31 protein-coding genes are annotated in these 25,807 nt (G+C 45.6%); 23 read left to right on the top strand and 8 right to left on the bottom strand.

Annotated features, from left to right (window positions below; translation table 11 throughout):
* The first annotated feature begins 1 nt into the window (after position 1).
* Positions 2-478 carry a metallophosphoesterase gene (locus tag CELL2_RS03495; protein ID WP_038033350.1) on the top strand — a complete coding sequence of 159 codons (477 nt, stop codon included), beginning with the start codon at positions 2-4 and terminating at the stop codon, positions 476-478.
* Here CELL2_RS03495 and murC read toward each other — a convergent pair.
* The 8 genes from murC to CELL2_RS03460 are packed head-to-tail and all read right to left on the bottom strand — an operon-like array spanning position 430 to position 8,849.
* A complete protein-coding gene (gene murC, locus CELL2_RS03490) occupies positions 430-1,803 on the bottom strand; it encodes a UDP-N-acetylmuramate--L-alanine ligase (RefSeq protein WP_011943297.1) in 1,374 nt (457 codons plus the stop codon). The genes CELL2_RS03495 and murC overlap by 49 nt on opposite strands.
* Positions 1,800-2,819, bottom strand: a complete 1,020-nt coding sequence (gene murG, locus CELL2_RS03485) for an undecaprenyldiphospho-muramoylpentapeptide beta-N-acetylglucosaminyltransferase (RefSeq protein WP_039446205.1) — start codon at positions 2,817-2,819, stop codon at positions 1,800-1,802. Before murG ends, murC begins: the two co-directional genes overlap by 4 nt.
* Positions 2,816-3,910 (bottom strand): FtsW/RodA/SpoVE family cell cycle protein, encoded by a 1,095-nt coding sequence (locus CELL2_RS03480; RefSeq protein ID WP_038033354.1) that lies wholly within the window; start codon positions 3,908-3,910, stop codon positions 2,816-2,818. The genes murG and CELL2_RS03480 overlap by 4 nt, the downstream gene beginning before the upstream one ends.
* Complete coding sequence (gene murD, locus CELL2_RS03475; RefSeq protein ID WP_038033357.1) at positions 3,907-5,199, bottom strand: UDP-N-acetylmuramoyl-L-alanine--D-glutamate ligase; 1,293 nt, start codon at positions 5,197-5,199, stop codon at positions 3,907-3,909. The genes CELL2_RS03480 and murD overlap by 4 nt, the downstream gene beginning before the upstream one ends.
* A complete protein-coding gene (gene mraY / locus CELL2_RS03470; protein ID WP_011943294.1) occupies positions 5,196-6,104 on the bottom strand; it encodes a phospho-N-acetylmuramoyl-pentapeptide-transferase in 909 nt (302 codons plus the stop codon). The genes murD and mraY overlap by 4 nt, the downstream gene beginning before the upstream one ends.
* Positions 6,101-6,478, bottom strand: coding sequence for a glutamate ligase domain-containing protein (locus CELL2_RS09535; protein WP_241208690.1), 378 nt, complete (start codon positions 6,476-6,478; stop codon positions 6,101-6,103). Before CELL2_RS09535 ends, mraY begins: the two co-directional genes overlap by 4 nt.
* The gene (murF, locus tag CELL2_RS03465) at positions 6,472-7,380 is read right to left on the bottom strand and encodes a UDP-N-acetylmuramoyl-tripeptide--D-alanyl-D-alanine ligase (protein WP_241208689.1); all 909 of its coding nucleotides are present in this window, start codon (positions 7,378-7,380) and stop codon (positions 6,472-6,474) included. Before murF ends, CELL2_RS09535 begins: the two co-directional genes overlap by 7 nt.
* Positions 7,377-8,849, bottom strand: a complete 1,473-nt coding sequence (locus CELL2_RS03460; RefSeq protein ID WP_012310695.1) for a UDP-N-acetylmuramoyl-L-alanyl-D-glutamate--2,6-diaminopimelate ligase — start codon at positions 8,847-8,849, stop codon at positions 7,377-7,379. The genes murF and CELL2_RS03460 overlap by 4 nt, the downstream gene beginning before the upstream one ends.
* Before the next feature lie 67 nt (positions 8,850-8,916).
* On the opposite strand from CELL2_RS03460, the gene CELL2_RS03455 reads away from it, so the two are divergent.
* From CELL2_RS03455 to CELL2_RS03345, 22 genes are all read left to right on the top strand, one after another.
* Complete coding sequence (locus CELL2_RS03455) at positions 8,917-9,459, top strand: hypothetical protein (RefSeq protein ID WP_011943291.1); 543 nt, start codon at positions 8,917-8,919, stop codon at positions 9,457-9,459.
* 39 nt (positions 9,460-9,498) lie between these two features.
* A complete protein-coding gene (gene glgD, locus CELL2_RS03450; RefSeq protein ID WP_012310694.1) occupies positions 9,499-10,611 on the top strand; it encodes a glucose-1-phosphate adenylyltransferase subunit GlgD in 1,113 nt (370 codons plus the stop codon).
* A gap of 11 nt (positions 10,612-10,622) precedes the next feature.
* On the top strand, positions 10,623-11,894 hold the full coding sequence (locus tag CELL2_RS03445) for a glucose-1-phosphate adenylyltransferase (RefSeq protein WP_038033362.1): 1,272 nt from the start codon (positions 10,623-10,625) through the stop codon (positions 11,892-11,894).
* Positions 11,895-11,897: 3 nt separating this feature from the next.
* The gene (locus CELL2_RS03440; RefSeq protein ID WP_038033365.1) at positions 11,898-12,923 is read left to right on the top strand and encodes a DUF4899 domain-containing protein; all 1,026 of its coding nucleotides are present in this window, start codon (positions 11,898-11,900) and stop codon (positions 12,921-12,923) included.
* 11 nt (positions 12,924-12,934) lie between these two features.
* The gene (locus CELL2_RS03435; protein WP_012310691.1) at positions 12,935-13,192 is read left to right on the top strand and encodes a hypothetical protein; all 258 of its coding nucleotides are present in this window, start codon (positions 12,935-12,937) and stop codon (positions 13,190-13,192) included.
* Entirely contained in the window at positions 13,189-14,040 is an 852-nt protein-coding gene (locus CELL2_RS03430) for a radical SAM protein (RefSeq protein WP_038033367.1), read from the top strand. Before CELL2_RS03435 ends, CELL2_RS03430 begins: the two co-directional genes overlap by 4 nt.
* A gap of 4 nt (positions 14,041-14,044) precedes the next feature.
* Positions 14,045-15,352, top strand: a complete 1,308-nt coding sequence (rsxC, locus tag CELL2_RS03425) for an electron transport complex subunit RsxC (protein ID WP_038033368.1) — start codon at positions 14,045-14,047, stop codon at positions 15,350-15,352.
* The gene (locus tag CELL2_RS03420) at positions 15,349-16,305 is read left to right on the top strand and encodes an RnfABCDGE type electron transport complex subunit D (protein ID WP_038033370.1); all 957 of its coding nucleotides are present in this window, start codon (positions 15,349-15,351) and stop codon (positions 16,303-16,305) included. The genes rsxC and CELL2_RS03420 overlap by 4 nt, the downstream gene beginning before the upstream one ends.
* On the top strand, positions 16,302-16,976 hold the full coding sequence (locus tag CELL2_RS03415) for an RnfABCDGE type electron transport complex subunit G (RefSeq protein ID WP_004082950.1): 675 nt from the start codon (positions 16,302-16,304) through the stop codon (positions 16,974-16,976). The genes CELL2_RS03420 and CELL2_RS03415 overlap by 4 nt, the downstream gene beginning before the upstream one ends.
* Positions 16,973-17,575 (top strand): electron transport complex subunit RsxE, encoded by a 603-nt coding sequence (gene rsxE, locus CELL2_RS03410; protein WP_004082951.1) that lies wholly within the window; start codon positions 16,973-16,975, stop codon positions 17,573-17,575. Before CELL2_RS03415 ends, rsxE begins: the two co-directional genes overlap by 4 nt.
* Positions 17,572-18,147, top strand: coding sequence for an electron transport complex subunit RsxA (gene rsxA / locus CELL2_RS03405; RefSeq protein WP_004082952.1), 576 nt, complete (start codon positions 17,572-17,574; stop codon positions 18,145-18,147). The genes rsxE and rsxA overlap by 4 nt, the downstream gene beginning before the upstream one ends.
* A 13-nt stretch (positions 18,148-18,160) precedes the next feature.
* A complete protein-coding gene (locus tag CELL2_RS03400) occupies positions 18,161-18,454 on the top strand; it encodes an RnfABCDGE type electron transport complex subunit B (RefSeq protein ID WP_004082953.1) in 294 nt (97 codons plus the stop codon).
* Complete coding sequence (dprA, locus tag CELL2_RS03395; protein WP_038033372.1) at positions 18,441-19,454, top strand: DNA-processing protein DprA; 1,014 nt, start codon at positions 18,441-18,443, stop codon at positions 19,452-19,454. Before CELL2_RS03400 ends, dprA begins: the two co-directional genes overlap by 14 nt.
* A 4-nt stretch (positions 19,455-19,458) precedes the next feature.
* Complete coding sequence (gene csrA / locus CELL2_RS03390) at positions 19,459-19,710, top strand: carbon storage regulator CsrA (RefSeq protein WP_011943281.1); 252 nt, start codon at positions 19,459-19,461, stop codon at positions 19,708-19,710.
* On the top strand, positions 19,673-19,963 hold the full coding sequence (gene gatC, locus CELL2_RS03385) for an Asp-tRNA(Asn)/Glu-tRNA(Gln) amidotransferase subunit GatC (protein WP_004082956.1): 291 nt from the start codon (positions 19,673-19,675) through the stop codon (positions 19,961-19,963). Before csrA ends, gatC begins: the two co-directional genes overlap by 38 nt.
* On the top strand, positions 19,960-20,286 hold the full coding sequence (locus CELL2_RS03380; RefSeq protein WP_038033374.1) for a YraN family protein: 327 nt from the start codon (positions 19,960-19,962) through the stop codon (positions 20,284-20,286). The genes gatC and CELL2_RS03380 overlap by 4 nt, the downstream gene beginning before the upstream one ends.
* Position 20,287: 1 nt before the next feature.
* Positions 20,288-20,740 (top strand): SsrA-binding protein SmpB, encoded by a 453-nt coding sequence (gene smpB, locus CELL2_RS03375; protein ID WP_038033376.1) that lies wholly within the window; start codon positions 20,288-20,290, stop codon positions 20,738-20,740.
* Between the two features lie 50 nt (positions 20,741-20,790).
* Positions 20,791-21,003, top strand: a complete 213-nt coding sequence (gene rpmB / locus CELL2_RS03370) for a 50S ribosomal protein L28 (RefSeq protein ID WP_038033379.1) — start codon at positions 20,791-20,793, stop codon at positions 21,001-21,003.
* Between the two features lie 400 nt (positions 21,004-21,403).
* Positions 21,404-22,414: a 3'-5' exoribonuclease YhaM family protein gene (locus CELL2_RS03360; RefSeq protein ID WP_038033383.1), complete on the top strand. Its 1,011-nt coding sequence runs from the start codon at positions 21,404-21,406 to the stop codon at positions 22,412-22,414.
* Positions 22,407-24,308: a type I DNA topoisomerase gene (gene topA, locus CELL2_RS03355; protein ID WP_038033385.1), complete on the top strand. Its 1,902-nt coding sequence runs from the start codon at positions 22,407-22,409 to the stop codon at positions 24,306-24,308. The genes CELL2_RS03360 and topA overlap by 8 nt, the downstream gene beginning before the upstream one ends.
* Entirely contained in the window at positions 24,223-25,134 is a 912-nt protein-coding gene (locus CELL2_RS03350; RefSeq protein ID WP_038033386.1) for a D-alanine--D-alanine ligase, read from the top strand. Before topA ends, CELL2_RS03350 begins: the two co-directional genes overlap by 86 nt.
* Positions 25,131-25,799 (top strand): DUF47 domain-containing protein, encoded by a 669-nt coding sequence (locus tag CELL2_RS03345; protein WP_038033387.1) that lies wholly within the window; start codon positions 25,131-25,133, stop codon positions 25,797-25,799. The genes CELL2_RS03350 and CELL2_RS03345 overlap by 4 nt, the downstream gene beginning before the upstream one ends.
* Positions 25,800-25,807 lie beyond the last annotated feature (8 nt).

Genomic DNA, 25,807 nt, shown 5'->3' with positions numbered 1-25,807 from the left:
AATGTGGCTGATACTCAGTGACACTCACGATAACATGGAGGTTCTGAAAAAGGTGGAAGAACTTCTATCTGAGAAGAATATAGAAAAAGTTTTTCACTGTGGAGACTTCGTTGCGCCGTTCACACTTGGAAGATTGATCAAAGAAGGGGTAGATTTCTACGGTGTTTTTGGAAACAACGACGGAGAGGTACTGCTGTTGGACAAAAGATCCGGCGGAAGAATCAAAAAACCACCCATTTTCCTGGAGATTGATGGGTTGAGAGTAGCAATGATGCACGAACCCATTCTTCTGGATGCGATCGTTCGCTCCCAGGAGTTCGATCTGATTCTCTACGGGCATACTCATAGAGTAGATGTGAGAAAAGAAGGAAAAACTCTCGTGGTGAATCCTGGAGAAGCGTGTGGTTATCTTTCCGGTAAGAGCACCGTCTATTTGTTCGATCCCAGAACACGTGAAGGAGAACTTTTGGAACTCTGATAACGTTCCACGAATCTTCTGGAAGAGTGGATGATATCTCCGGCACCGACGAAAAGAAAGACGGTGTTCTCACTCACGGGGATTACCTTTTCCAGTTCTGGAAGCTTCTCAACGAAATACGCCTCTTTACCGAGCGACTTGAGAGAGTCCCAGATCATCTTCCCTGAGATGCCGTTTTTCCTCTCTTCGAACGCATCGTAGACTTCTGTGACCACAACTTCATCCGCCAGCTGAAGCGCTTTTGCGAAGTTTCCATCTTCCCTTTCCAGTCTGGTGTATCGGTGCGGCTGGAATATCACCACGATTTTTTCGTTTTCGAAGACTTCTTTTGCTGTCTGAAGAAGGTTTCTTATCTCATCTGGTGTGTGGGCGTAGTCGTCTATCACATAGATGTTCGTTTCCGGATCGTGAAACGCGATGGAGAAGCGCCTGTGAACTCCCCGGAATTCTTCCAGTGCTTCAAGCACTGGCGCCAGATCGTACCCGAGCGAGTCGAAGAGTGCTATCACTGCCAGTGCGTTCAAAACGTTGTGAAAACCGGGAACCTTGAGTTTGAGTTCGAGATATCTCTTTCCATTTTTCTCCACCACTGCTTTTTGTTCGGCGCGAGAAGCGCTTCTCATTTCAAGGGTGTACGTGCCTTTCTTCACGCCAAAAGTTACATCACCCAGATGGGATGTGAGTTCGTCCTCTGCGAAGGTGACTACCAGATCGGTGTTCCTGCTGATCTTTTCGAAGGCCGATCTGTATCTGGACAGAGAGTTGCCGTAGTTTTCCAGATGATCTCCTCTGGCGTTTGTGATTATGAGATAGTTTGGGGAGAACTCTGAGAAAAACTCTTCGCTCTCGTCGAGTTCGTAAACTACGGGCCCGTTTCCTTTCTCGTAGTTTCCGTGTTCGAGGGAATCCATTATGCCTCCAAGGAACACCGTTGGAGACTTTTTCAAATGTTTCAAAACGTGCGCAACCATAGCGGTTGTTGTGGTTTTTCCATCGGTTCCGGTTACAGCGAACTCTTCCTTTTTCTCCCGTTTCAGAATGTCTCGGAAATAATGCAGTCTATTTTCTACTGGGACCCTTTCCATCCTGGCGCGTACTATCTCCGGGTTGTCGTCACGAACAGCGGGGGTTTTTATAACCAGATCGGGATCGTACCAGTTGTCTGCGGAGTGTGGCACAAAAATCGGAATTCCTAATTTTCTTAAATAAGCGGTTCTTTCTGTTTCCTCTATATTTGAACCGTAAACATCGTTTCCATTCAAGAATTCGTGTAAAGCCACGGCACTCATTCCAATTCCACCAATTCCTACGAAATGAATTTTCACATTATCTCCCCCAGTATTTCCTCAGATATTTTGGAAGCAGGGTTTTCTTTCATCTTCTCTATTTTACCTTTTTTCACCACTTTATCAATAGACTCGATTATTTTTCGGGGTGACGCCTCGTTTTCTCTGATAACGATACCATACCCCAGCCTTTCCGCTTCCAGAGCGTTTTCAAGCTGGTGTGATTCGGCGGAACTTTCCCACGGTATCAGTATTCCGGGAACACCGTAGTACATCATCTCTGCGATTGTACTCGCCCCTGCCCTTGAAATGGACGCGATCGCTTTCTTCCAGTAGGCTCCCATGGGGTCTATGTAAGTGAGTGCTGTTACATTTGGAAAAACGGAAAGTCTTTTTGTCCAATCGTCTGATCCCGCGGAATGTACGAATTGAGTTTCCTGAAGTTCTGGATACACCTTTTCCATCAATTCATTTATCGCTTCACTCCCCAAACTTCCACCGAGAACGAGCACGAAATCCTTCAGAGGTGCTTCTTTTTCCGTTTCTCTCACCGGACATCCAGTGACGACGATCTTATCCTGCCATTCTCTCAGATAATCTCGGGTTCTTTCGAAAGAGACGAAAACTTTCTTCGCGTACTGTGAGAGAACTTTCACTGCGAGTCCTGGAACGACGTTTTGTTCGTGAACAAAGATGGGTATCCCAAGATCCTTAGCGGCTAGCCCCACAACTCCAGATATGTATCCACCCGTGAGAACCACTAAATCCGGTTTGAAGCGCTTCAAATGTTTCTTTACTTCGATCGTAGCAATTCCTATCTTCAAGGTTCTCCACAGGTTTTTTGGATGATGGAGTGGCCTGAGCAAACCTCTGACATCGATTGAAACTGTTTCGAACTCTGGATGATCTTTTCTCACAACTCTCTCATCGATTTTGCCTTTTACAGCGAAGAACAGGACCTTCACGTCAACTCTTTTCGCGAGCGTCTCGAGGATGGCCAGAAGTGGATAGAGATGTCCACCAGTTCCACCGCCAGCTGCAGCGACCTTTATCACTCTCTTTCACTCTCCAGAATCATATTTCCGACTATTCCAAAGCCTATCATGATAGAAAGAAGTGAACTCCCTCCATAGCTTACCAGAGGAAGAGTTACTCCCGTGACTGGAAGAATTCCGGATATGACACCAACGTTCGTCATCACCTGAAGCATTATCAAAATAGCGAAACCGGAGATGAACGTTCTGACTGATGGAACCGTATGCATTTTCGTAGCGACCTTCACAAGGCTGTGAACCAATCCGTAAAATGAGAACAGGACAACTCCCAGACCTATGAAGCCAAGCTCTTCTCCCACTATAGCTAACACGAAGTCGCTTGTCACCACAGGCACGAAGAGCTTTTCTTCACCGAGAACTAATCCTTTGCCAAGCGTACCACCGTTTCTTATAGCGTTCACTGCTTCAACAACCTGTTCTGAAACGTTCCCTCTCAGATACGATATGAGTCTTTCCATCTGGTAATTTTTCAGGAAATGTTCCAGAACACCGGTTTTATACATGGAAATAAAAAGAGAAATTATCACCAGAAAGAAACTCAGCACGTAAATCCCGCGAGTTTCAGCAGCGTAGAGTGTGAGGATAACCATGAAAACAAGAAGCACAAAAGTACTGAAATCGGGTTCTATCAGAACAAGGAAGAGTAGAGGAGAAACAAGAAGAATCGGCTTCAAAAATCCCCTGAAGAATTTTTTCATGAACAGGGAGTTTTTTTCGACGTACCACGCGAGAAACAGAAGAATGTAGATTTTGACCAGTTCGGATGGCTGGAATGAAAAGCTACCAAGATCTATCCACCTGTGTGCACCTCTCTCACTCGAGGGGAGGAACAGCACGACCGTCAGAAGGACAAGGGAGAGGACGTATCCCCCTATGATGATTTGCTTTGAGAAGAGCAATCTGTGGTCCGTGTAGAGGAAGACAACGAAAAAAGCGATGGCCACCGCGAGCTTCATCAAATGGTTCAGCACCACGTGTGCGGTGTCTCTGACCGGTTTCACATAATCCCGAACTATTTCAAAACTGCTGAGAGATATGAACCCCACGCACAGAAGTACGATGACAAAGAACACGAGAGATTTTTCGTTCAAACTTCATCCCCTCCGTGTCGTTTGAAGATCTCTCTGAAGTGTTCACCTCTTTTTGCGTAGTTTTCGTACATGTCAAAGCTCGCTCCTCCCGGGCTGAGAAGAATCACATCACCTTTTTCAGAGACTTCCATTGCTTTTTCAAAGGCTTCTTCCATGTTTTCGACAATACTGTGAGGAATTTTCCCCACAAACGGAGCGAGTTCTTTCGATATCTCTCCGAACATGATGAGATGTTTCAGCTTTGGACTGGCTTTTTCCACGAAGAGAGAGTAATTTTCTTTTTTACCGATTCCACACATTATGAGAACTACCTTGTCGAAGTTGGAGAGCGCACCCAGTACCGCGTGTGTCGACGTGGCTTTCGAGTCGTTGTAAAAATGCCTTCCATCTATTTGACCCAGGTATTCCATTCTGTGCGGGAGCGGTTTGAAATCTCTGAGAAGTTCCAGAAAACTTTCCAGTTCGTTGAACATTTCCATGTAAAGAACGGAAACTGCCAGTACGTTTTCCCTCATCTGATACGGATAGTTTCCAGGAAGTGTGTATCTCTTCCCGCGAACGATCAGTTCCTTTTCTGTAGCAAAGTTTTCATCCGTCCAGAAAGGGATTTTTCTGGATCTCACACCTTCCAGATCTTTCAAGCGCTCTATGTGCTTGTTGTAGACGAACAGATCTCCTTCTGTCTGGAGAAAAACCGGTTTCAACTTTGAATCAACGTATTCTTCGAAAGAGGAGTGCCAATCCAGATGATCTTCGGATATGTTCAGAACGAGGAAATTTGAAAGATACGGTCTTTCGCTCCAGAAAAGCTGGAAACTGCTCATTTCCAGTACGTAATAGTCGTACTCTCCTTCCAGGGCTTCCACAGCCGGTGTACCAAAGTTTCCACCAAGGAAAGATTTGAATCCCCTTTCGGAAAGCACATGATGCATGAGGGCGGTAGCGGTGCTTTTTCCGTCAGTCCCCGTGATGCCCACGACCTTTTTTGGATCTACATTGTCCAAGAAAAACTGAAGTTCTGTGGATAGTTTCGCACCTCTGGAAGAGAGGAGTTCGATCATGCTCGTGTCTGGTTTTATTCCGGGACTCACGTAAACAACATCACAATCCAGGAGTTTTTCGGTGTGGCCTCCTTCTTCGTATTCCACGGAGTGTTCTTCCAGAAATTTTTTCGTTTCACCGTCCAGAGTTTTTGCTTCGCTCACGAAAAATTTCGCTTCTTGATGCTTCAAAAGATATTTCAGAAGGGACCTGTTGCTCTTTCCAAAACCCAGAAAGCCTATTCTCACGCTATCACCCCGAAGATCTCAAGAACGACAAGAGAAGATATCAGATTGAAAACGGTGAACACTGCCACGATTTTTTCCTCGCTCCATCCGATCAATTCGAAGTGATGGTGCAGAGGAGACATTCTGAATATCCTGCGTTTGAAGATCTTGAAAGATCCCACCTGAAGAATAACGCTCAATGTTTCGATGACGGGGATCAAAAAGAAAAGCACCAGATAGAACTCCGTTTTCGTTAGAACGGAAACAGTTCCCAAAACCCCACCGAGTGTGATAGAACCTGTGTCTCCCATGAAGATCTTTGCGGGTTTCGAATTGAACACTAGAAAGGCAAGAACACCGGCTCCAAGGATCAGCAGAATGTCCTCTGAGACTCCCCTTTCTTTGAGGAAAAACCAGTAAGGGATGCTTCCGCTCACGTATATCCAACCGGCCAGCCCATCCAGTCCGTCCGTCAGGTTCATGGCGTTCGAGCTTCCCACGATGACCAGGAGCGCGAAGAGGTAATACCACTTTCCCATCTCAATCGTGAAGCCAAAGAAATCGACGTTCGTTTCAGGACGTATCAGAAGCAACATAATGAGGGCTGATAGAGTCTGAAGCAGAGCCTTCTGATAAGTTTTCAACCCCGTGGAGTCTTTTCTTACCACACTGAGAAAGTCATCCAGAAAACCGATGAGGAAGAAGAGAAACATGCCGAGCAACACCATCGTAGTTGTCTTCGAAATCATTCCAAACAGAAAACCGGTCAGAACGAACAGAATACCTCCCATGGTGGGGGTACCCTCTTTGTAGCCGTGAAGGTCTGGGCCTTCTTTCCTTATGTACTGCCCGATTCTTCTTCGTCTGAAGAGTTTTATGAGGATCGGATAAAGAAAAAGGTTCAGAAGAAAATTTGCTGCTATCATTTTCTCTCCAGCTCCTTTTCAAACATTTCCAGAACTTTTTCTATTCTCACCGCTCTTGAAGCTTTGAAGAGAACCACATCCCCTTCTGTTACCCTGGAAGCAAGATCTTTCGCTATCTTTTCGGGATCGTCTGACTTCAGAATGATCTTCTTGGACTTGATCCATTCCGCTTCGGGTTCTGACAAGAAAATGTACACCCCATCCAGAACGTTCAATCTCTCTCCGAGCTCTTCGTGAAATTCCTTCGACCTCTCCCCAAGCTCTTTCATTGCTCCAACAACGGCGAATCTCCTTCCAGGAAAGCGAAGAAGCGCCTCTATAGAAGTTTGAAACGCTTCAGGGCTTGCGTTGTACGTATCGTCCACGATCAGCACATCTTTTTTTCTCTCACATTGAAACGGCCGGGAACTGTTTTCAGGCTGGCAAGATCGAAGATATCCACAGTTTCGCCCAAAGCTCTCATGACACACAGAGAAGCGGCGATGTTCAAGAGTTGCCCTCCGTTCCAGTATCCGGAGAGTTTCACTGTAAAAAGAGAATCAAAAGCTTCGAACTCTGCGATCGTGGAACCCTCATAGTACCACCAATCCTTTAGAACCGAGTCACCGCCTTCTTTGCCGAAGAACAACGTTTTTCTGTAACAAGGTACTTCCCTTCTCAAATCGGGATCGTCAAAGAGTGTTACGGCTGTCGCATTTTCTTTCGAGTGCTTGATGATCTCCATCTTGGTTTCCATGATTCTTTCTCGTGTTCCAAAAAACTCGAGGTGAGCGCTTCCAACGTTGAGGAGAACGGCGACATCCGGAGGAGCGATTTTACACAGGTGAGCGATATCACCGGGCCTGCTCGCGGCCATTTCGAGAACCAGGATTTCCTCTCCTTTGTAATCGTTGAGGATGGAGAGTGGCAACCCGTACTCCGTGTTCATGTTTCCCGGTGTTTTGAAAACACTTCTCTTGTTTTTGAGAAGGTTGTACAATATCTCTTTCGTGGTGGTTTTTCCCGATGAACCTGTTACACCAACGACTGTACCGGAAAAATTCCCGAGCTTTTCTCGGGCCAGTTTTGCAAGTGCGTCAACGGAACTTTCTACGAGAAGGATTCTATCAGAATCCACCGTTTTTCTCTCGGCAATGATCGCGTAAGCACCGTTCCTGAGGGCTTCATCTATAAAATCGTGACCATCGAATTTTTTCCCCTTCACAGCGACGAACACATCACCTTCTCTCACTTCTTTCGAGTTCAGAACAAAGCGCCTTGTGAGGAGATCTTTCATTGGGCGTATTTCCTCCCCTTCAGCTTTTCTCTCAAGATCTCTTCCACGACCTCTCTGTCCTTGAACGGTACCTTCTTTTCTTCGTCAATTATTTGGTATCTTTCGTGGCCTCTCCCCGCTATGACAACAGAATCTCCTCTGTTGGCGATGGTAAGAGCTGTTTCAATGGCTTCTCTTCTGTCGAAGAGCACCAGATAAGGTTTACGTTTATCTATACCCTTTATCAGGTCTTCCATTATCTGTTCCGGGTCTTCCCCTCGTGGATCGTCGGTTGTGAGAATAACAACGTTAGCGAGTTTTGATGCGACTTCGGACATCATGGGACGTTTCCCTCTGTCGCTGTTTCCCCCGGCCCCGAAGACAACTATCACTCTTCCCTGAGAGATCTTCCTGACATTTTTCAGTAATTTTTCCAGTGCATCTGGAGAATGGGCAAAATCGACGACAACGTTGAGGCCAATCTTCTTTGCTCCCCGTACTACTTCGAACCTTCCCTCGACTCCTGTGAACGTCTCAAGGGAACTCGCCAATTCTTTTGGATCGTATCCGAGCTGGTGGAGAGCTGCGATAGCGGCCGCGGCGTTGTAAGCGTTGAAATCTCCTATTGCTTTCGTGAAAACTTTCAACAAACCATCGGGAGTTTCCAGAACGAACTGTGTCCCTTCCCAGTTCACTTCTATGTTTCCCAACCTGTAATCGGCGTTTTTCGATGTTCCAAAGGTGATTTTTCGCGACTTCCGATTGAAAGCGTCTGCCAGTGATTCGTTCAGAACAGCAACCCCATCATCTTTCAGCAGATCAAAGAGATGAAGCTTTGCTTTCAGATAGTTTTCGAATGTGCCGTGAAAATCGAGGTGATCGCGTGATATGTTGGTGAATATTCCTACATCGAATCTGACTCCTTCGACCCTTTTCTGGACCAGTGCGTGAGAGGAGACTTCGAGGGCGAAGAACTTTCCTCCACCTTCCTTGTTCTCTTTCATGGCGGAAAGGATAGTGATCGCATCCGGTGTGGTGATGTCGTCGTAGTAGGAGCTTCCAAGAATTCTCTTCACAGCGGTGGTGAGAACGCTTCCTCTTTCCCCAAGGGAGGTGAGCATGTGGTAGATCATCATGGTTGTTGTGGTTTTGCCGTTTGTTCCTGTGACTCCAAAGGTTAAAACGTCTTTCCAGGGGTCTTCGAAGAAGAGGCTGGCCACCTTTGCCTCAAAATAGCGAGAATCGAAAACCTGAATGTGGGGGAAATCCAGATCTATCTCTTTTTCGACGACAACAGCCACTGCTCCTTTTTCCATCACTTCGGGTATTATCTCGTGGGAATCGAACTTTTCCCCTCTTCTGCAGATGAAGAGATCTCCTTTTTTTACCTTAGAAGAGTGGTTGGACACACCTGTTATTTCGAGATCGTAGGGTGCACGAACTTCTAAAATGAGATCCTTTAAATTCGACACGATAGTTGATATATTCATAGTAGAACCACCTCTGAAGGAATTTTAACACTTTATTTAAAGCTTTTCCAGACAGGGGGTAGGAAAAATGATTCTAACTTATCATCTTGAAAAATGGAGAGACAGAGAAATTGTGAAGTTAGAACTGATGGAAGATGAATTCAAGGGAGGATCGACCATAGTTCCCGAAAGATCGCTGGGAGAGCATTACAAGATTTTTGTGGCCGTTCTTGAAGAATATGAGGGGATTCTCAAGGAAGCAAAATCAAGTCAGATTTTTGGTCTCTTCGAGAGACTCGAGGCGCATTTTCCAGAACATCCGAAAGTGCTTTTCTCGTTATCGTGTGCCATGTTAGAACTCTTTTCCAGACGTTATGGAGTAAAGCTCAAGGAAATGTTCGATCTGCCGGACTTCGAGCCAGAAAAGCTTGATTTTCCTTCTGGTGATTTTCTGATCTTCCCCGAAATGATCGGTCACGTTCTCAGGGTGATGGGATTCATGTCTGCCATGAGAAGTTTTGGAGAGAGAGTTTATCTTGTCGTGAGGGAATATCCGGATTCTAACACCAATTTCATTGTAGATTTACTGAAAAAACTTTCGGACGGTTTTATAGAAGAAGAGTGGAGGTGATAGAATTCTTTAGTGAACGAAGGAAGAGAGGTGTTAAGAATGAGGGTGCTTGGATTGATTCTTGCTGGGGGAAAAAGTGATCGTTTGTGGCCTCTGACGAAGGTGAGAGCCAGTGCGGCGGTTCCTGTGTTTGGAAAGTACAGGGCTATAGACTTCACTTTGAGCAACATGGTGAATTCCGGCATCAGGAAAGTGGGTATCCTTACTCAGTACAATCCAAGGAGTTTGATGGACCATCTGGGTTCTGGAAAGGAATGGGACCTCGATCGGAAAAGCGGAGGATTGTTCATTCTCCAGCCCTACGTTGGGCCGAACAGAGAAGTTTGGTACAGGGGAACGGCGGATGCCATCTTCCAGAATATGACCATTCTAAGAAGGGGCGAGGAAGATCACGTTTTGATAGGTTCGGGAGATCACATCTACAAGATGATCTACAGGGATCTTTTCAACTACCATCTAAAAAAGGGAGCGGACATAACTCTCGTAGTTAAAGAACTCGATGAGACGTACAACTTGAGTGAATATGGAATAGTTCAGCTCGACGATGATATGAGAGTGGTGGAGATAGAAGAAAAACCTGCGCATCCAAAAGGGAACATCGCGTTTCTTGGGGTTTACTTCATGAACAAAGAACTGCTCAAGGAACTTCTTTATGCAACAGTTCCCCAGGGGAAGTACGATCTCCTTCTCGACATAGTGATTCCCAACCTTGATAGATTGAAGGTCTACGCTTACAGGTTCGATGGTTACTGGAGAAACGTAAAGAAGGGAATAAAAGAATACTACAGGATAAACATGGATATATTGAAAAAAGAAGTACGCGATGAGCTCTTCTACAGAAACGGGAAGGTTTATACGAAGCTGAAGGATCTCCCTCCTCCAAAATTCACGACCACGGCTGTTGTTGAGAATTCTTTGATCGCAGATGGGAGCATAGTTTCCGGTACGGTGAGAAATTCTGTCATTTTCAGAAACGTGCGAATAAAAGTTGGGGCAGTAGTGGAGAATTCCATCATCATGGAAAGCACTGTCGTGGAAGAAGGCGCAGTTCTGAGAAACGTGATCCTGGACAAGAACTGTATCGTGAGAGAAGGTCGTGTCATCGAAGGAGACACAGAGTTACCTGTTTTCGAAAAAAGAGCAGTTTTGTGAGGTGAAATCTTATGGGAAATACCGTTGCGATGATACTGGCAGGTGGTCAGGGGACGCGGCTCGGAGTTCTCACGGAAAGAGTAGCGAAGCCTGCTATCCCTTTTGGAGGGAAATACCGTCTGATAGATTTTACTCTGAGCAACTGTGTGAATTCTGGAATCTATAGGGTAGGAGTTTTGACCCAGTACAGACCCCATGTTCTCTCGAAACACATAGGTATTGGAAGACCCTGGGATCTGGACAGAAAGGACGGAGGGGTTGAAATTCTTCCACCTTACGTCGGAAGGCACGAGTCTGATTGGTACAAGGGGACTGCCAATGCCGTCTATCAGAATCTTGAATTTCTCGAAGAAAACGATGCGGAACTCGTCCTCATCCTCTCGGGAGATCACGTGTACGCCATGAATTACAATGATCTCATAGACTATCATCTGCTCAAAGAGGCGGATGGAACGATAGCCTGCATGGAAGTGCCCATCGAAGAAGCGAGCAGGTTCGGTATCATGATAACGGATGTGGATGGGAAAATCGTCGATTTTGAAGAAAAACCGGCAAAACCCCGATCGAACCTGGCATCTCTGGGAATTTATGTCTTCAATTATGAATTCCTGAAGAAAGTTCTCATCGAAGACGAGAACGATCCAAACAGTTCTCACGATTTTGGAAAAGACGTGATTCCAAGAATTTTGAGAGAAAATCTCGGTTCTCTCTACGCGTTCAGATTCGACGGGTACTGGAGAGATGTTGGTACGCTCAGATCTTACTGGGAAGCCAATCTGGAGCTTGTTCTTCCAGTGCCGCCTTTCAACCTCTACGATCCAAACTGGAGGTTTTTCACCCATACCGAAGAGATGCCGCCTGCTTACGTGGCTCCTGGTTCGAAGGTCTCCACCTCTCTTGTGAGTGAAGGAGCAGAGGTTTACGGCAACGTTTTCAACTCTGTTATTTTCCAGGGTGTGAAGATCGGTAGAGGAACAGTGGTGAAAAATTCAGTCATAATGACCAGAACTGAGATAGGAGAGAACTGCTATCTAGAGAACGTGATAATAGCGGAAAATGTAAAAGTAGGAAACAACGTCAGGATGGGAGTAGGTGAAGACGCTGAAAGCAAACTGGATCCAAAGGTGTACTCTGGTCTCCTGACAGTGGTTGGGATGAACTCTGTGATTCCCGACGACATGGTGATAGGAAAGAACTGTGTTATAGGTATTGGTGTAAAACCAGAAGACTTCAAATCGAAAACTTTAGAATCGGGAGATTATGTGATAGTCAGGGAGGAGTAGTGAGTGGATCTCTATTTTGTGAAGTTCAGGGTCACATCGAAGCTCACATCCGAAATCGTTCAGGGGTATTTCCTTGGCAAACTCAACCAGATCCCCGAGTACGATTTTTTCGTGATGCCGGGTCGGTACATCCGGAAGTATTCTGTAGATTTGAATCTTGGATTTGAAGAGTTCCTTGAGGATTTTAAAGCAAAAAAGGAATCGGCTTTGAAAGAAGTACTGGAAGCTTCTGCCATAACGGATGAATTCTTCAATTTCTGGCTGATTCAAAGCAGAAAACAGAACCTCCGGTTGGTGGGGAGCGAGTTTTTCAGGCTCGTTGAAAGTGGTGATCACGAGGCGCTCAGGGTCTTCATAGCCGACCTTTTCAGGGAGTGGTCTGAAAAACTAGAGGTTGAAGTGGTAGGAGTACCTCTGGACTATGAAGACGTTTCCATTGAAGTGGTGAAAGAACACTTCGAAGAACTCTCGACTGATGAAGTTTTCAAATTGTTTCAGAGAGAAGACTTGAGAAATCTGCCGGAAGTGTTTCCGGTTCTTGATCCTTTGAACGGCGTGACCATAAAAGAGATAGATGTGGAAGAGAGGATAGATTTCGTGATCCTGAACTATGGAAGCCAAGAGTTTTCGGAGAAGTTCAAGAGGTTTCTGAAGGAAAAGTTTGGAACAGAAAACGTAGCGAGTCTCCCTGGAAAAATCCTTTCAAAAGAAATCGTAAAGACCCGGGAAGGAAATCTTTATCTTTTGAAAGTAGAGTTTGAAGAGGGAATAATTGGAAAAGCCATAGTATCCCCGAATTTGAAGATAAAACGCGGTGAAAGCAGGGTGAAGATTTCCGATGAAGAATGGATGGAAAAAATAGGAGAGATGCTCAAGGAGGGGGAAGAATCGAAGCAAGAAAAGTTGAAACTGAGAAACTCTCCTCAGCCCGTTCAGAAAACGACGAGTTCGGATTTTCTCCTCGCTCTCGTGCTGGCGCTTCTTGTCATGGGAATTCTTCTGATACTTTCTTATCTTCTTTTCAGTTAGGTTCTCTTGTCATGGAAGTTCTTTTTGCTCTTCTCATCGTCACAGTGATCTTTTTCACGGTTTGCAGTGTTTCCATTCACGCGAGAAGGATATTTTTACTTTACAGGGAAAGAGAAATAGCTGAAAGAACCGCAGATGGTGTGCTCATGCGATTGGAAGCAAAACAGTCGATTCCTGAATTTTTGAACGGCTTCGAGATCAGTGTGGAAGGGAGCAGGGTTCATCTGAGAAACCAAGAAAGAGAATACGAGTTTGAGGTGGAGAAATGATACTCAGAGCATCTTACGGAACAATTCAGAAAGTGAATGGAAGATTGTCTTTAGAGATGGACACAGCTTATCTCATGCTTGGAGAAAGGTGCGTTTACAACTGCCTTTATTGTGCGCAGTCACGCTCTTCCACAAGCCCATCTCATTTTCTCTCCAGGGTCACCTGGAAAGAGGTTTCGGAAGATTTGCTTGGCAAATTGAACGATCGTTTCAAGAGGGTTTGTATCCAGGTTGTTTCTTATCCTGGCTACGGAAAGGATCTCAGTTTGATCATTCCAAGGTTTCGTATACCGGTTTCGGTGAGTGTCAGAGCTATCAGTGTGGAGGAAGTTACAGAGTATTTCGAACTTGGGGCGGACAGAGTGAGTATCGCTGTGGATGTCCCCAACAAAGATCTTTTTGAAAAAATCAGAGGAGGAAAGTACGAGAGACACCTCCATATTTTGGAAAAATCAGCGGAAATGTTCCCTGGAAAGATCACAACGCACGTGATAGTTGGACTGGGTGAAAGCGATAAAGACATCGTTGATTTTATAGTGTGGGCAAGAGAAAGAAATATCGTGGTTTCTCTGTTTGCTTTCACACCCATCAGGGGAACGGCCTTTGAAAACAGGGAAAGACCTTCCCTGGAGCGTTACAGGAAAATTCAGTTGGTAACTTACCTTCTCGAGAAAAACCTGATAAAACCGGAGAATATAATTTTCGACTCAAATGGTAAAATTATTGACGTTGAATGGAACGGCGAGTTCCCGGAAGAGGCTTTGAAAACTCGCGGATGCCCTCACTGCACGCGCCCCTACTACAACGAAAGTCCAAGAGGCCCTATTTACAACGTTCACTGGAGGTGAAAATGTGCTCACTTTTAAGGGAGGGGTTCATCCCCCGGAATTGAAGGAATGGTCGAAGGATAAACCCATTGAAAGGGCACCTCTACCTCAGAAGGTTTTCGTCTTTCTTTCTAATCACGCGGGAAACCCGGCGAAGCCTGTAGTTTCTCCCGGTGATGAAGTGAAGACCGGTCAGGTCATAGGAGAGCCTGAGGGTTTCATTTCCGCTTATCTTCACTCTCCCGTGACAGGAAAGGTGATCGAGATAAAAAAGATCCTTCATCCAATTCTCGGAAAGCCCATCGAGGCGATCGTTATAGAAAGAACCTCTGACGATGAGTGGGTTCACATGGAAACTGGAGATTTTGAACGTATGTCGAAAGAGGAAATCCTGGAAATCATCAAAAAAGCAGGAATTGTTGGTCTGGGTGGAGCGATGTTTCCCACCCACGTTAAACTCTCACCTCCTCCCGAGAAAAAAGTTGATACCTTGATCATCAACGGGGCAGAGTGTGAACCCGTTCTCACGATAGATCACAGACTCATGCTGGAAAGAGCCGAGGACATCCTCCAGGGAATCCTGATAATGATGAAGGTCCTGGGGGTTCAAAAAGCCGTAGTCGGTGTGGAGAGCAACAAGATGGATGCGTACCACAATTTGAAGAAGGTTTTCAAGGGATACCCCGTCGATGTTGCTCTCCTCAAGACCAAATATCCGCAGGGTGCAGAAAAGCAGCTCATATACGCGATAACCGGAAGGATGGTACCAAGGGGCGGTCTTCCAATGGATGTTGGAGTGGTGGTCCAGAACGTCGGTACCTGTGTCGCAGTGAAGGAAGCGGTCGTCGATGGAAAACCACTCGTGGAAAGAGGTATAACAGTCAGCGGTGATGCCGTGAAAAATACGAAAAATCTGGTCGTCAGGATAGGGACACCTGTGAAGGATGTTATCGATTACTGTGGTGGAATAGATGAGAACACGGAGCGTGTCATCCTTGGAGGTCCCATGATGGGAATATCCATCACAAATCTGGACATCCCTGTTATGAAAGGAACTTCTGGAATAACCGCGTTTCTTCCTGAGAAACCTCAACCCCAGAAACCCTGTATTAGATGCAGTGAATGTGTTCAGGTGTGTCCGATGAACCTTCAGCCTTACCTTCTCTATCTTCTCTCCACGAAGAGAAAGTACGACGAAGCTGTGGAGAACGGTTTGATGGACTGTATAGAGTGCGGCTCGTGTACCTACACCTGTCCCTCGAAGATAGAGCACGTAAGGTACATAAAACTCGCAAAAACAGTGTATCGTGCTACAGGGAGGGGTAGAAGATGAAGCTGATAAGCGCTTACGCTCCACATCTTCGAGAAGAGGATGATGTTAGAAAGATCATGCTGGATGTGCTCATAGCCCTATCACCAGCGGTTATTGGGGCGGCTTATTTCTTCGGATGGTATGCTCTATTTCTCTGTATCGCAGGAGCGGTGATAGGTGAGCTGTTCGATATATTCGTCATGAAGTACCTGAGAGGAATAAAAAACTTCGTCCCGGATGGCAGCGGGGCAGTGACAGGACTGCTTCTGGCGATGAACGTGAGCACAAGGCTTCCTTTCTGGGCTTTTTTGTTGGGACTCGTTTTCGCTCTGGGGATCGGGAAACACGTGTTCGGAGGACTCGGCCAGAACATTTTCAACCCTGCGCTCGTCGGAAGAGCGTTTCTGCTCATTTCTTTTCCCACTTACATGACCACCTGGGTTGTACCCGGGGCAGGATTCTGGAAATCTCCAGCGGATGTGGTAACGGCAGCAACTCCTCTTGCACTTTTCAAGGAACACGGTGTTTTCACACCCTATTGGGATCTGTTCATAGGTAAGGTTGGAGGATCCTTAGGTGAAACGAGTGCACTTCTTCTCATAATTGGTTTCATCTATCTTCTCTTGAGAAAGAGAGTGAAGATATTCATTCCTGTCTCCTATATAGGAACTGTTCTTGTGTTTTCTTCGATAGCTTATTTGATGAATCCAAGGTACGGTGATCCTCTCTTTCACCTCCTCAGTGGTGGTCTCATGCTCGGTGCACTTTTCATGGCCACCGATATGGTGACGAGTCCCATCACCGCGAAGGGACAGGTGATCTTCGGGATTGGATGTGGCGTTCTCACGATGGCTATAAGACTCTTTGGAGCGTATCCTGAAGGCGTTTCATTTTCGATCCTTTTCATGAATGCACTGGTTCCCCTGATAGACAGGTACACCAGACCGCGCATCTTCGGTGAGGTGAAAAAATGAAGGATATCCTGAAGACTGGATTGATTCTGATGGTTTTCACGGCTATTTCTGGACTCTTTCTTGGACTCGTGTATGTGGGAGTCAAAGGAAAGATCCAGGAAGCGGATAACGCAGCTAAGTTGAGCGCCATCAAATTCGTTCTGAAAGATCCCCTCACGGGAGATTATCTGGTGGATGAAAAAGAAATCGAGGAAATCGTCAAAAAAACAGGCATAGAAACGGTTGTTCTGAAAGAGTACAAAGAAGGGGTAGTCCTTGGTCCCTTGTATGAATTCGTGACGAAGGATGGCAGAAACGCATACGTTCTGTCGGGATACGCACCCGGTTTTGGAGGAAACGTGACCGTTGTAGCCTGTTTTATAAAAACGGAAGATGGATTCATGCTCAATTCCGTGAGAGTAATAGATTATTCTCAGGAGACGCCTGGACTCGGCGCAAAGATAGGAGAAGAAAGTATACAGAGGCGTTTCTTTCCAGTTCCACCCGAAGGACTGAAGAACGGCCTGAGGGTCGACAAAGATGCGGGACTTCCGAAGGGTTCTCCTGAGGAGTTGAAAAAGCAGGGTATTGTGAAGGTAAGCGATGTAATGACGGGAGCAACGATCACACCAAGGGCCGTGGTGACCGCTCTGAATCTCATGTACAGGTACCTCGAGGAGGTGTCGAAATGAGCCGCTTGAGAGAATTAACTAAGGGGATCATAAAAGAAAATCCCACTTATGTTCAGGTTCTTGGAATGTGTCCCACACTCGCCGTCACCACGAGTGCCATCAACGGTCTGGGGATGGGGCTTGCTACGACAGCCGTTCTCACCATGTCAAACGTGGTTATTTCACTGATAAGAAAGATCGTTCCTGATAAGATCAGAATTCCTATATTCATCGTTGTTATCGCGTCTTTCGTTACCATGATAGATCTCCTCATGCACGGTTTTGCCTACGATTTGTGGAAAACTCTGGGCCTTTTCATTCCTCTCATAGTGGTGAACTGTATCATAATGGGAAGGGCGGAATCGTTCGCTTCCAAACATGGTGTTCTGGATTCCATGCTCGATGGCCTGGGAGTGGGGCTCGGTTTCACAGGTTCGCTTGTTCTCCTTGGAAGCGTCAGAGAACTCTTCGGCAACGGTACGATCTTTGGTTACAAAGTGTGGGAGTTGAAGATATTTCTTGAAATTCTTCCACCGGGAGCCTACATAACACTCGGCCTTCTCTCTGCACTCTTCACCTACATCGGCATCAGGAGAAAGAAAAGAGGTGAAGCGAAATGAAGGTGTTTCTACTCTTCTTTTCTGCCATATTCGTGAACAACTTCGTTCTGGCGAGGTTTCTCGGGATTTGTCCCTTTCTGGGGGTCTCCAAAAGGTTGGAAACGGCAACAGGAATGGGTATAGCCGTTACGTTCGTTATGACGGTTTCTGCTGCCATCAGCTGGTTTCTGGACAAGCTCCTTATCTCCACAGGACTTGAATTTCTGAGAACGATCGTCTTCATACTCGTCATCGCTTCTTTCGTCCAGTTCGTCGAACTGTTTTTGAAGAAAACCAGCCCGGATCTCTACGAAGCGCTTGGTATTTTCCTGCCTCTCATCACCACAAACTGTGCGATCCTTGGTATGGTGCTTTTGAACAGTCTCATGAAGCTCAACTTTGTTGAGGCGGTCTTCCACGCACTGGGATCTGGTCTTGGATTCGCTCTTGCTCTTGTGATATTCGCCGGAATAAGAGAAAAAATGGATCTCTACGATCTGCCGGAGCCTTTCAAAGGCACCGCCATAGCCCTCATCACCGCGGGACTTCTTTCGCTTGCTTTCATGGGATTCCAGGGAATGGTGAAGCTGTGAGGAGGTGAAGGAGTTGGAAGTCATCTACTCGACGCTCTTGCTCGCTGTTCTGGGTTTTGGGTTCGGGGCTTTTCTTGCCTATTCTGCGCAAAGATTCAAGGTGGAAGAAGATCCACGTGTGAAGATGATAACGGAGGTTCTTCCTGGAATAAACTGTGGTGCGTGCGGTTTTGCCGGGTGTGAAGCCTACGCGAAGGCGATCGTGAAGGGTCAGGCGGAAACGAACAGGTGTCTCCCCGGAAGACCTCAGGGTGTCGAAGAGAAGATAAAGAAGATTCTCGAGGAGTACAAGAATGTCTCCTCTTGAGATGGCTCTGCTCGTTCATCGTGGTGAGTTCCATCTTCGGGAACTGGAACCGGAGTTACCTCTCGAAAAATTTCTGAAGAACGCGGATCCAAAAAAGACGAGGAAGTTTCTTGAAAAGTGCGGAAAAGAAGAATTAGAAAGGCAAAAGGAACTGATAAGGAAACACAATGTGAAGCTCGTTTCGTTCTGGGAAGATGACTACCCCCAGCACTTGAGGGAGATCAGGTATCCGCCAGCTGTTCTTTTTGTGAGGGGCGATGCTGAGCTCTTGAAAGAAAAGTGTGTGGGAGTTGTGGGAACAAGAAGACCCACAAGTTATGGAGTGAACGTCACAAAGCGCTTTGTTAAACTGCTGAGCGAATACTTTGTGATCGTTTCCGGCATGGCGTTTGGAATAGATTCCGTTGCACACAAGGAAGCCCTGAGTTCTGGAGGAAAGACGGTGGCGGTTCTCGGCACAGGAGTGGATGTTGTTTATCCGCGATCGAACGAACGACTCTTCCATGAAATTGTGAAAAACGGGTGTGTTGTCAGTGAGTATCCAATGGGAACTCGTGCTCGAAAACATCATTTTCCAGCGAGAAATCGAATCATAGCGGGTCTTTCTGATGCGATCATCGTCACAGAGGCTCCCATCAAAAGCGGTGCGCTCATAACGGTGAAGTTTGCTCTGGAAAGCGGTCGTGATGTGTTCGCCGTTCCCGGTGATATAGATAGGAAGACCAGCAAAGGTACGAACTATCTGATAAAGTCAGGTGCCTATCCCCTCACCGACGAGGAAGACCTTGAAACTCATTTTGGAATCAGAAGAATCGCTTCCCCATCGCTCGATGATGACAAAAAGAAGATCTACGATCTGTTGAGAAGTTCGCCAAAAACAGTCGATGAGCTTGTTGAAGAATTGGGGTGGAGCGTTTCGAAGGTCCTCAGGGTGATATCGGAGATGGAACTGATGGGAATGATCTGGTTCGACGGCGGTGCATACAGATTGCTGGGGTGATAACGTGCTGGTTCTCACTAGAAGAGTAGGGGAAAAGATCGTGATTGGTGAGGACATAGTGATTACTGTCCTGAAGATAGAAGGAAATTCTGTTAAAATTGGTATAGAGGCACCAAGGCATGTGAAGATTCTTCGTGAGGAACTTTACGAAGAACTCAAGAGTGAGAACATAAAAGCTTCTGAAGTTTCAAAAGATGACCTGAAGGGGGTTTTAAAAAATGATAAAGGTTACAAAGGACCTGGTACTTCATCTTGAAAATCTGGCAAGGTTAGAACTCTCCGAAGACCAGAGAGAAAGTCTGATGAAAGATTTTCAGGAGATACTCGATTACGTGGAGCTCCTCAACGAAGTCGACGTGGAGGGTGTGGAGCCGATGTACACACCCGTTGAAGACAGTGCCAAACTCAGAAAAGGAGATCCGAGGTTCTTTGAAATGCGGGACCTCATAAAGAAGAACTTCCCGGAAGAAAAAGACGGTCACATAAAAGTCCCCGGAATCCACAGATGATGGACTGGAAAGAAGCGGAAGAACTCGCATGTAAATTCTTGAAGAAAAAAGGCTACAAAATTCTTGAAAGAAACTACAGAACGAAGTACGGTGAGATAGACATAGTGGCGCGCGATGGGAGAGAGATAGTTTTCGTGGAAGTCAAAAGCGGAAGTGGGAAAGTGGATCCTCTTGAAAGAATAGATCTCAAAAAGGTGAGGAGCCTGGAACAGACAGCGAGATTTTACATGATTCAGAACAAATTAAAAGGACCAGCGCGGGTTGATTTTGTGAGGGTGACCCCTGAAGGAATAGACCATTTTGAAGGTATCTGGCTGGGGTGAGATGGTGAAGGTTGTTGCCACGAACAAAAAAGCCTACACGGACTACGAGATCCTGGAAACTTACGAGGCGGGAATCGTTCTCACAGGAACGGAAGTGAAATCCCTGAGGAACGGCTCAGTCAATTTCAAGGATTCCTTCTGTCGCTTCAAGAACGGAGAGCTGTACCTTTTGAATTTACACATTCCACCCTACAGTCACGGTGGAGTTTACAACCACGATCCTGAAAGGCCAAGGAAGCTGCTCCTTCACAAAAGGGAACTGAAGAGACTCATGGGTAAAGTACAGGAAGAGGGAGTAACGATAGTCCCACTGAAGATATATTTCAACGATCGCGGGATAGCAAAAGTGGAGATAGCCGTTGCTCGAGGAAGAAAGAAATACGACAAGAGAGAAGCGATAAAAAAGAGGGAAATGGAAAGAAAGATCAGGGAGTACATGAAGTATTCGAGATAGTTATGGTATACTCTTGGAGAGAGAAATCAGACTCACGGGAGGTCGTGATCATGGCAAAGAAATGTGAAGTGTGTGGAAAGGCTCCCAGATCTGGGAACACCGTTAGCCACTCGGACAAAAAGTCAGGAAGATGGTTCAGACCCAATCTCCAGAAAGTAAGAGTGGTGCTCCCAGATGGAACGGTTAAGAGAATGAGAGTCTGCACTTCCTGTCTGAAAGCTGGTAAGGTGAAGAAGTACGTTGGGCAGATTTCGGAGGTGTGAGCGGGCTGTTGGCCCGCATTATTTATGGTAATAAGATTCAGGATCCCTTTCTGGTATAAGTTCATCATGGTTCTGCTATGGGTTGTGAGCTTTGACCTCACAATTTTCCTTTTTTATAAGCCTCTCCATTTGATTTTGAGGATTTCTCTACTGATTTTGGATATAATCTTTGGTGTATGGGTGATTTCACTCTTCAAGAAAGAGATGGTGATCGATTTAGAACAAAACAAACTGATTCTGAGGAGGGAATTATTTGACCTTTTTTCGATTGAACGAGTTGAAAGATACGGGATGTCAATTGTTTTCTATTTAAGTGATGGAACACGTCGTGTTTTTTCTCATCCGGTGGAGGATTTTGAACTTTTGAAGAAATTGATTAACGAGAAGGGAAGTGGTTGGTTTGAAACTCGGTGATTTGATGCCAAGAGATCTGTTAAAACAGGAACTGTTTGTTCAGGATTTGAAGAATCATATCAACGACAATGTTGAAATCACCCTTAAGATTAGGAGTAAAAAACTCCAAGAGACGAAAGACAGTAAGAAATTCCTGATCATGACGCTGGAAGACAGGACGGGAACCGTCAGGGCTGTGGATTGGTACAATGCTGAACTCAACGATCAGCGTCTGAAGGAAGGAAGCGTCGTCAGAGTGAAAGGCAGAGTGGTATTTTTTGAGAACAGGATACAGATAAACGTGGATAACGATTACGGTGCTATAAAGATCCTGAAGAACGACGAGTACGATTACACAAAATTCGTCGCACAGTCGAAGAAAGACCTGGAAGTTTTGAAGAAAAAACTTTTTGTCCTTCTGGATCAAATAAAAGATCAGCACTACAAAAAACTTTTGAAGGCATTTTTCGAAGATGAAGAATTTTCTGAAAAGTTCTTCAGATCACCGGCGGGTATGCGGGTACATCACGCTTACATAGGCGGACTTCTGGAGCACAGCGTTACGGTCGCTGAGATTTGCAAAGATATCAGCAAATATTACTCCCTCGATAGAGATCTTCTCATAACTGGTGCCCTCCTTCATGATGTTGGAAAGGTGGAAGAATACAAGATCACAGAATCCGGGATCGAGGTGACCACTGAAGGAGAGTTGAAAGGGCATATAGCGATAGGAGCGGCTATGGTCAGAGAAACGGGGAAAAAGTTGTCTATTCCAGAACACAAGATCCTCGAGTTAGAGCACATAATTCTCTCGCACCACGGAGAGCTCGAGTGGGGATCACCCGTGGTTCCAAAAACAATAGAGGCTTTAATAGTTCACCACGTTGAGAACTTGGATTCCAAGATAGCTCGATTCATTGAGGTTATTGAAAGTTCCGAAACAGATCAGGGATGGACAGAGTACGATAAGAATCTGGGAAGGAGAATCTTTTTAAGAGGTGAAGTAACTGATGAGTAAGAAAGTGAAAAAATACATCGTCGTTGAGTCTCCTGCCAAGGCGAAGACGATCAAGAGTATTCTTGGAAACGAATATGAAGTCTTCGCTTCGATGGGGCACATCATAGATCTTCCCAAGAACAAGTTCGGTGTGGATCTGGAAAAGGATTTCGAACCGGAATTTGTGGTGATAAAAGGGAAAGAGAAGGTAGTCGAAAAGCTGAAAGATCTTGCAAAGAAAGGAGAACTGCTCATTGCTTCTGATATGGATAGAGAAGGAGAAGCCATAGCCTGGCACATAGCCAGGGTGACAAACACTCTTGGAAAGAAGAACAGAATTGTGTTCTCTGAGATCACTCCTCGCGTGATAAGAGAAGCCGTTAAAAATCCTCGAGAGATTGACATGAAGAAAGTTCGAGCACAGCTCGCAAGAAGGATTTTAGACAGGATCGTTGGTTATTCTCTGAGTCCGATACTCTGGAAAAATTTTAAAACCAACCTGAGCGCCGGCAGGGTCCAATCGGCTACCCTGAAGCTCGTTTGTGATAGAGAGAGAGAAATCCTCAGGTTTGTGCCAAAGAAGTACCACAGGATCACCGTCAAATTCGATGGACTCACAGCAGAAATAGATGTGAAAGAAAAGAAGTTCTTCGACGCTGAAACGTTGAAAGAGATCAAGAGTATAGACGAACTCGTCGTAGAGGAGAAAAAGGTTTCTTTGAAAAACTTTTCACCTCCAGACCCCTTCAAAACCAGTACCCTCCAGCAGGAGGCGTATTCCAAACTGGGTTTCTCTGTTTCTAAAACCATGATGATTGCCCAGCAGTTGTATGAAGGCGTGGAAACAAAAGATGGACATATCGCGTTCATAACCTATATGAGAACAGATTCAACACGTGTGTCAGACTACGCAAAGGAGGAAGCCAGAAATCTGATAACAGAAGTGTTTGGAGAGGATTATGTTGGTTCGAAAGGAACAAAGAGAAAGAACAATACAAAAATACAGGACGCGCATGAGGCAATTCGTCCCACGAACGTTTTCATGACACCCGAAGAAGCAGGAAAATACCTGAATTCTGATCAGAAAAAGCTCTACGACTTGATATGGAGGAGATTTCTCGCCTCTCAGATGAAGTCTTCTCAATATGAGGAAACTCGTTTTATTCTGAGAACAAAGGATGGAAAGTACAGATTCAAGGGAACGGTACTGAAGAAGATTTTCGATGGGTACGAAAAGGTTTGGAAGACGGAAAGAAACACAGGGGAGTTTCCTTTCGAAGAGGGAGAATCTGTGAAACCGGTGGTTGTAGAAATAGAAGAACAGGAAACCAAGCCGAAACCAAGGTACACTGAAGGTTCACTCGTGAAGGAAATGGAAAGACTTGGTATAGGTCGTCCCAGCACCTACGCATCCACGATAAAGCTTCTGCTGAACAGGGGTTACATAAAAAAGATCAGGGGCTATCTCTACCCAACGATCGTTGGAAGCGTTGTCATGGATTATCTGGAGAAGAAATACTCTGACGTTGTTAGCGTTTCTTTCACAGCTGAAATGGAAAAGGACCTCGACGAGGTCGAACAGGGTAAGAAAACAGACAAAATCCTCTTGCGGGAGTTTTATGAATCCTTTTCCAGTGTGTTCGACAGGAACGACAGGATTGTGATTGATTTTCCGACGAACCAGAAGTGTTCGTGCGGAAAGGAAATGAGACTCTCTTTTGGGAAATACGGATTCTATTTGAAATGCGAGTGTGGTAGCACCAGAAGCGTGAGAAACGATGAAATTGCAGTCATAGACGATGGAAAAATATTCCTGGGGAGGAAAGACAGTGAGAGTGGCTCTCCTGATGGGAGGAGTGTCGAGGGAAAGGGAAATCTCTCTGAGAAGCGGAGAAAGGGTAAAAAAAGCTCTTGAAAGACTTGGGTATGAATACACAGTTTTTGACGTCAAAGAGGACTTTCTCAAGAAAGTGGATCAGTTGAAAAGTTTTGATGTGGTCTTCAACGTTCTCCACGGAACTTTCGGTGAGGATGGAACGTTTCAGGCAATTCTGGATTTTTTGGGGATCAGATACACCGGGTCCGATGCGTTTTCAAGCATGATATGTTTTGATAAACTTGCGACTTACAGGTTTTTAAAAGGCACCGTCGAGATACCTGATTTTGTGGAGATCAAGGAATTCATGAAAACTTCTCCCCTTGGGTATCCCTGTGTGGTAAAACCGAGGAGAGAGGGTTCAAGCATAGGAGTGTTCGTTTGCGAATCGGATGAAGAGTTTCAACACGCGCTCAAAGAAGATTTACCACGATATGGGAGTGTGATTGTTCAAAAGTACATCCCTGGCAGGGAGATGACCGTGTCTATTTTGGAAACGGAAAAAGGTTTTGAGGTCCTTCCCGTTCTTGAGTTGCGACCAAAGCGTCGTTTCTACGATTACGTTGCGAAGTACACGAAAGGTGAAACGGAGTTCATTCTTCCTGCTCCTTTGAATCCTTCAGAAGAACGCCTCGTTAAGGAAACAGCTCTCAAAGCATTTGTGGAAGCTGGCTGCAGAGGTTTTGGGAGAGTGGATGGTATTTTCAGCGATGGCAGGTTCTACTTTCTGGAAATCAACACGGTACCGGGTCTAACGGAAACCAGCGATCTCCCAGCGAGTGCGAAAGCGGGAGGAATCGAGTTCGAGGAACTCGTTGATATCATCTTAAAAAGCGCTTTTTTGAAAGAAGGGGTGAAAGTATGAAATTTATAGAAAAAATGCTCCCGGAGGAGTCTCCCATCGATCTTCTCATAAATCTTTCCAGAAGAGGCGAAGCGGTCGTTGTGCTTCTCAAAGATGCCATCGAGGATTACTTCACCGGAAAATTCGGGGAAGGCCACCTCAATCGTGTGATCTCTCTGGAGCGAGAATCAGATGAGATCAAGTTAAAGCTGAAGAAGATGTATCTAAAAATGAAGTACACCTACTTCGAAAAGGACGATTTTCTTTACATAGTTCACAAAGCAGATGAGATTCTTGACCTTGTCAGGGATATCGTCATCATGCTCGACATGAACAGAGTTGAAGATGTACCGGAGAATATCAAAGAGTTATTCGCAGAACTCGTTGAAAACGTTCTGGATACTATCAGAGAAACCACCGAGGCAATCGAACAGCTTCGCACACTCGCGGAGAGCGGTTTTTCACCTTTTGAAAAGGAAAAGGAAGAAAGAGAAATCTTTGATGTGTCCATGGAAGAGAGGGAAGTCGACACAATATCGAGGAATCTTGGAAAAAAACTCTATTCCCTCAAAAACAGTATGAATCCCGTGGATCTGATTTTCTTGAACAAAGTAGCAAGACTTATTTCAAAAATCGCCGATCAGGGCAAAGATATCACAAAGAGGATAAATTCCATCCTTAGGTGAGGAGGGAA

It is taken from the genome of Thermotoga sp. Cell2, from assembly GCF_000789375.1.
Classification (GTDB): domain Bacteria; phylum Thermotogota; class Thermotogae; order Thermotogales; family Thermotogaceae; genus Thermotoga; species Thermotoga petrophila.
The sequence above is the reverse complement of the archived record's forward strand: the minus strand, read 5'-3'. Positions and strand labels throughout refer to the sequence as shown.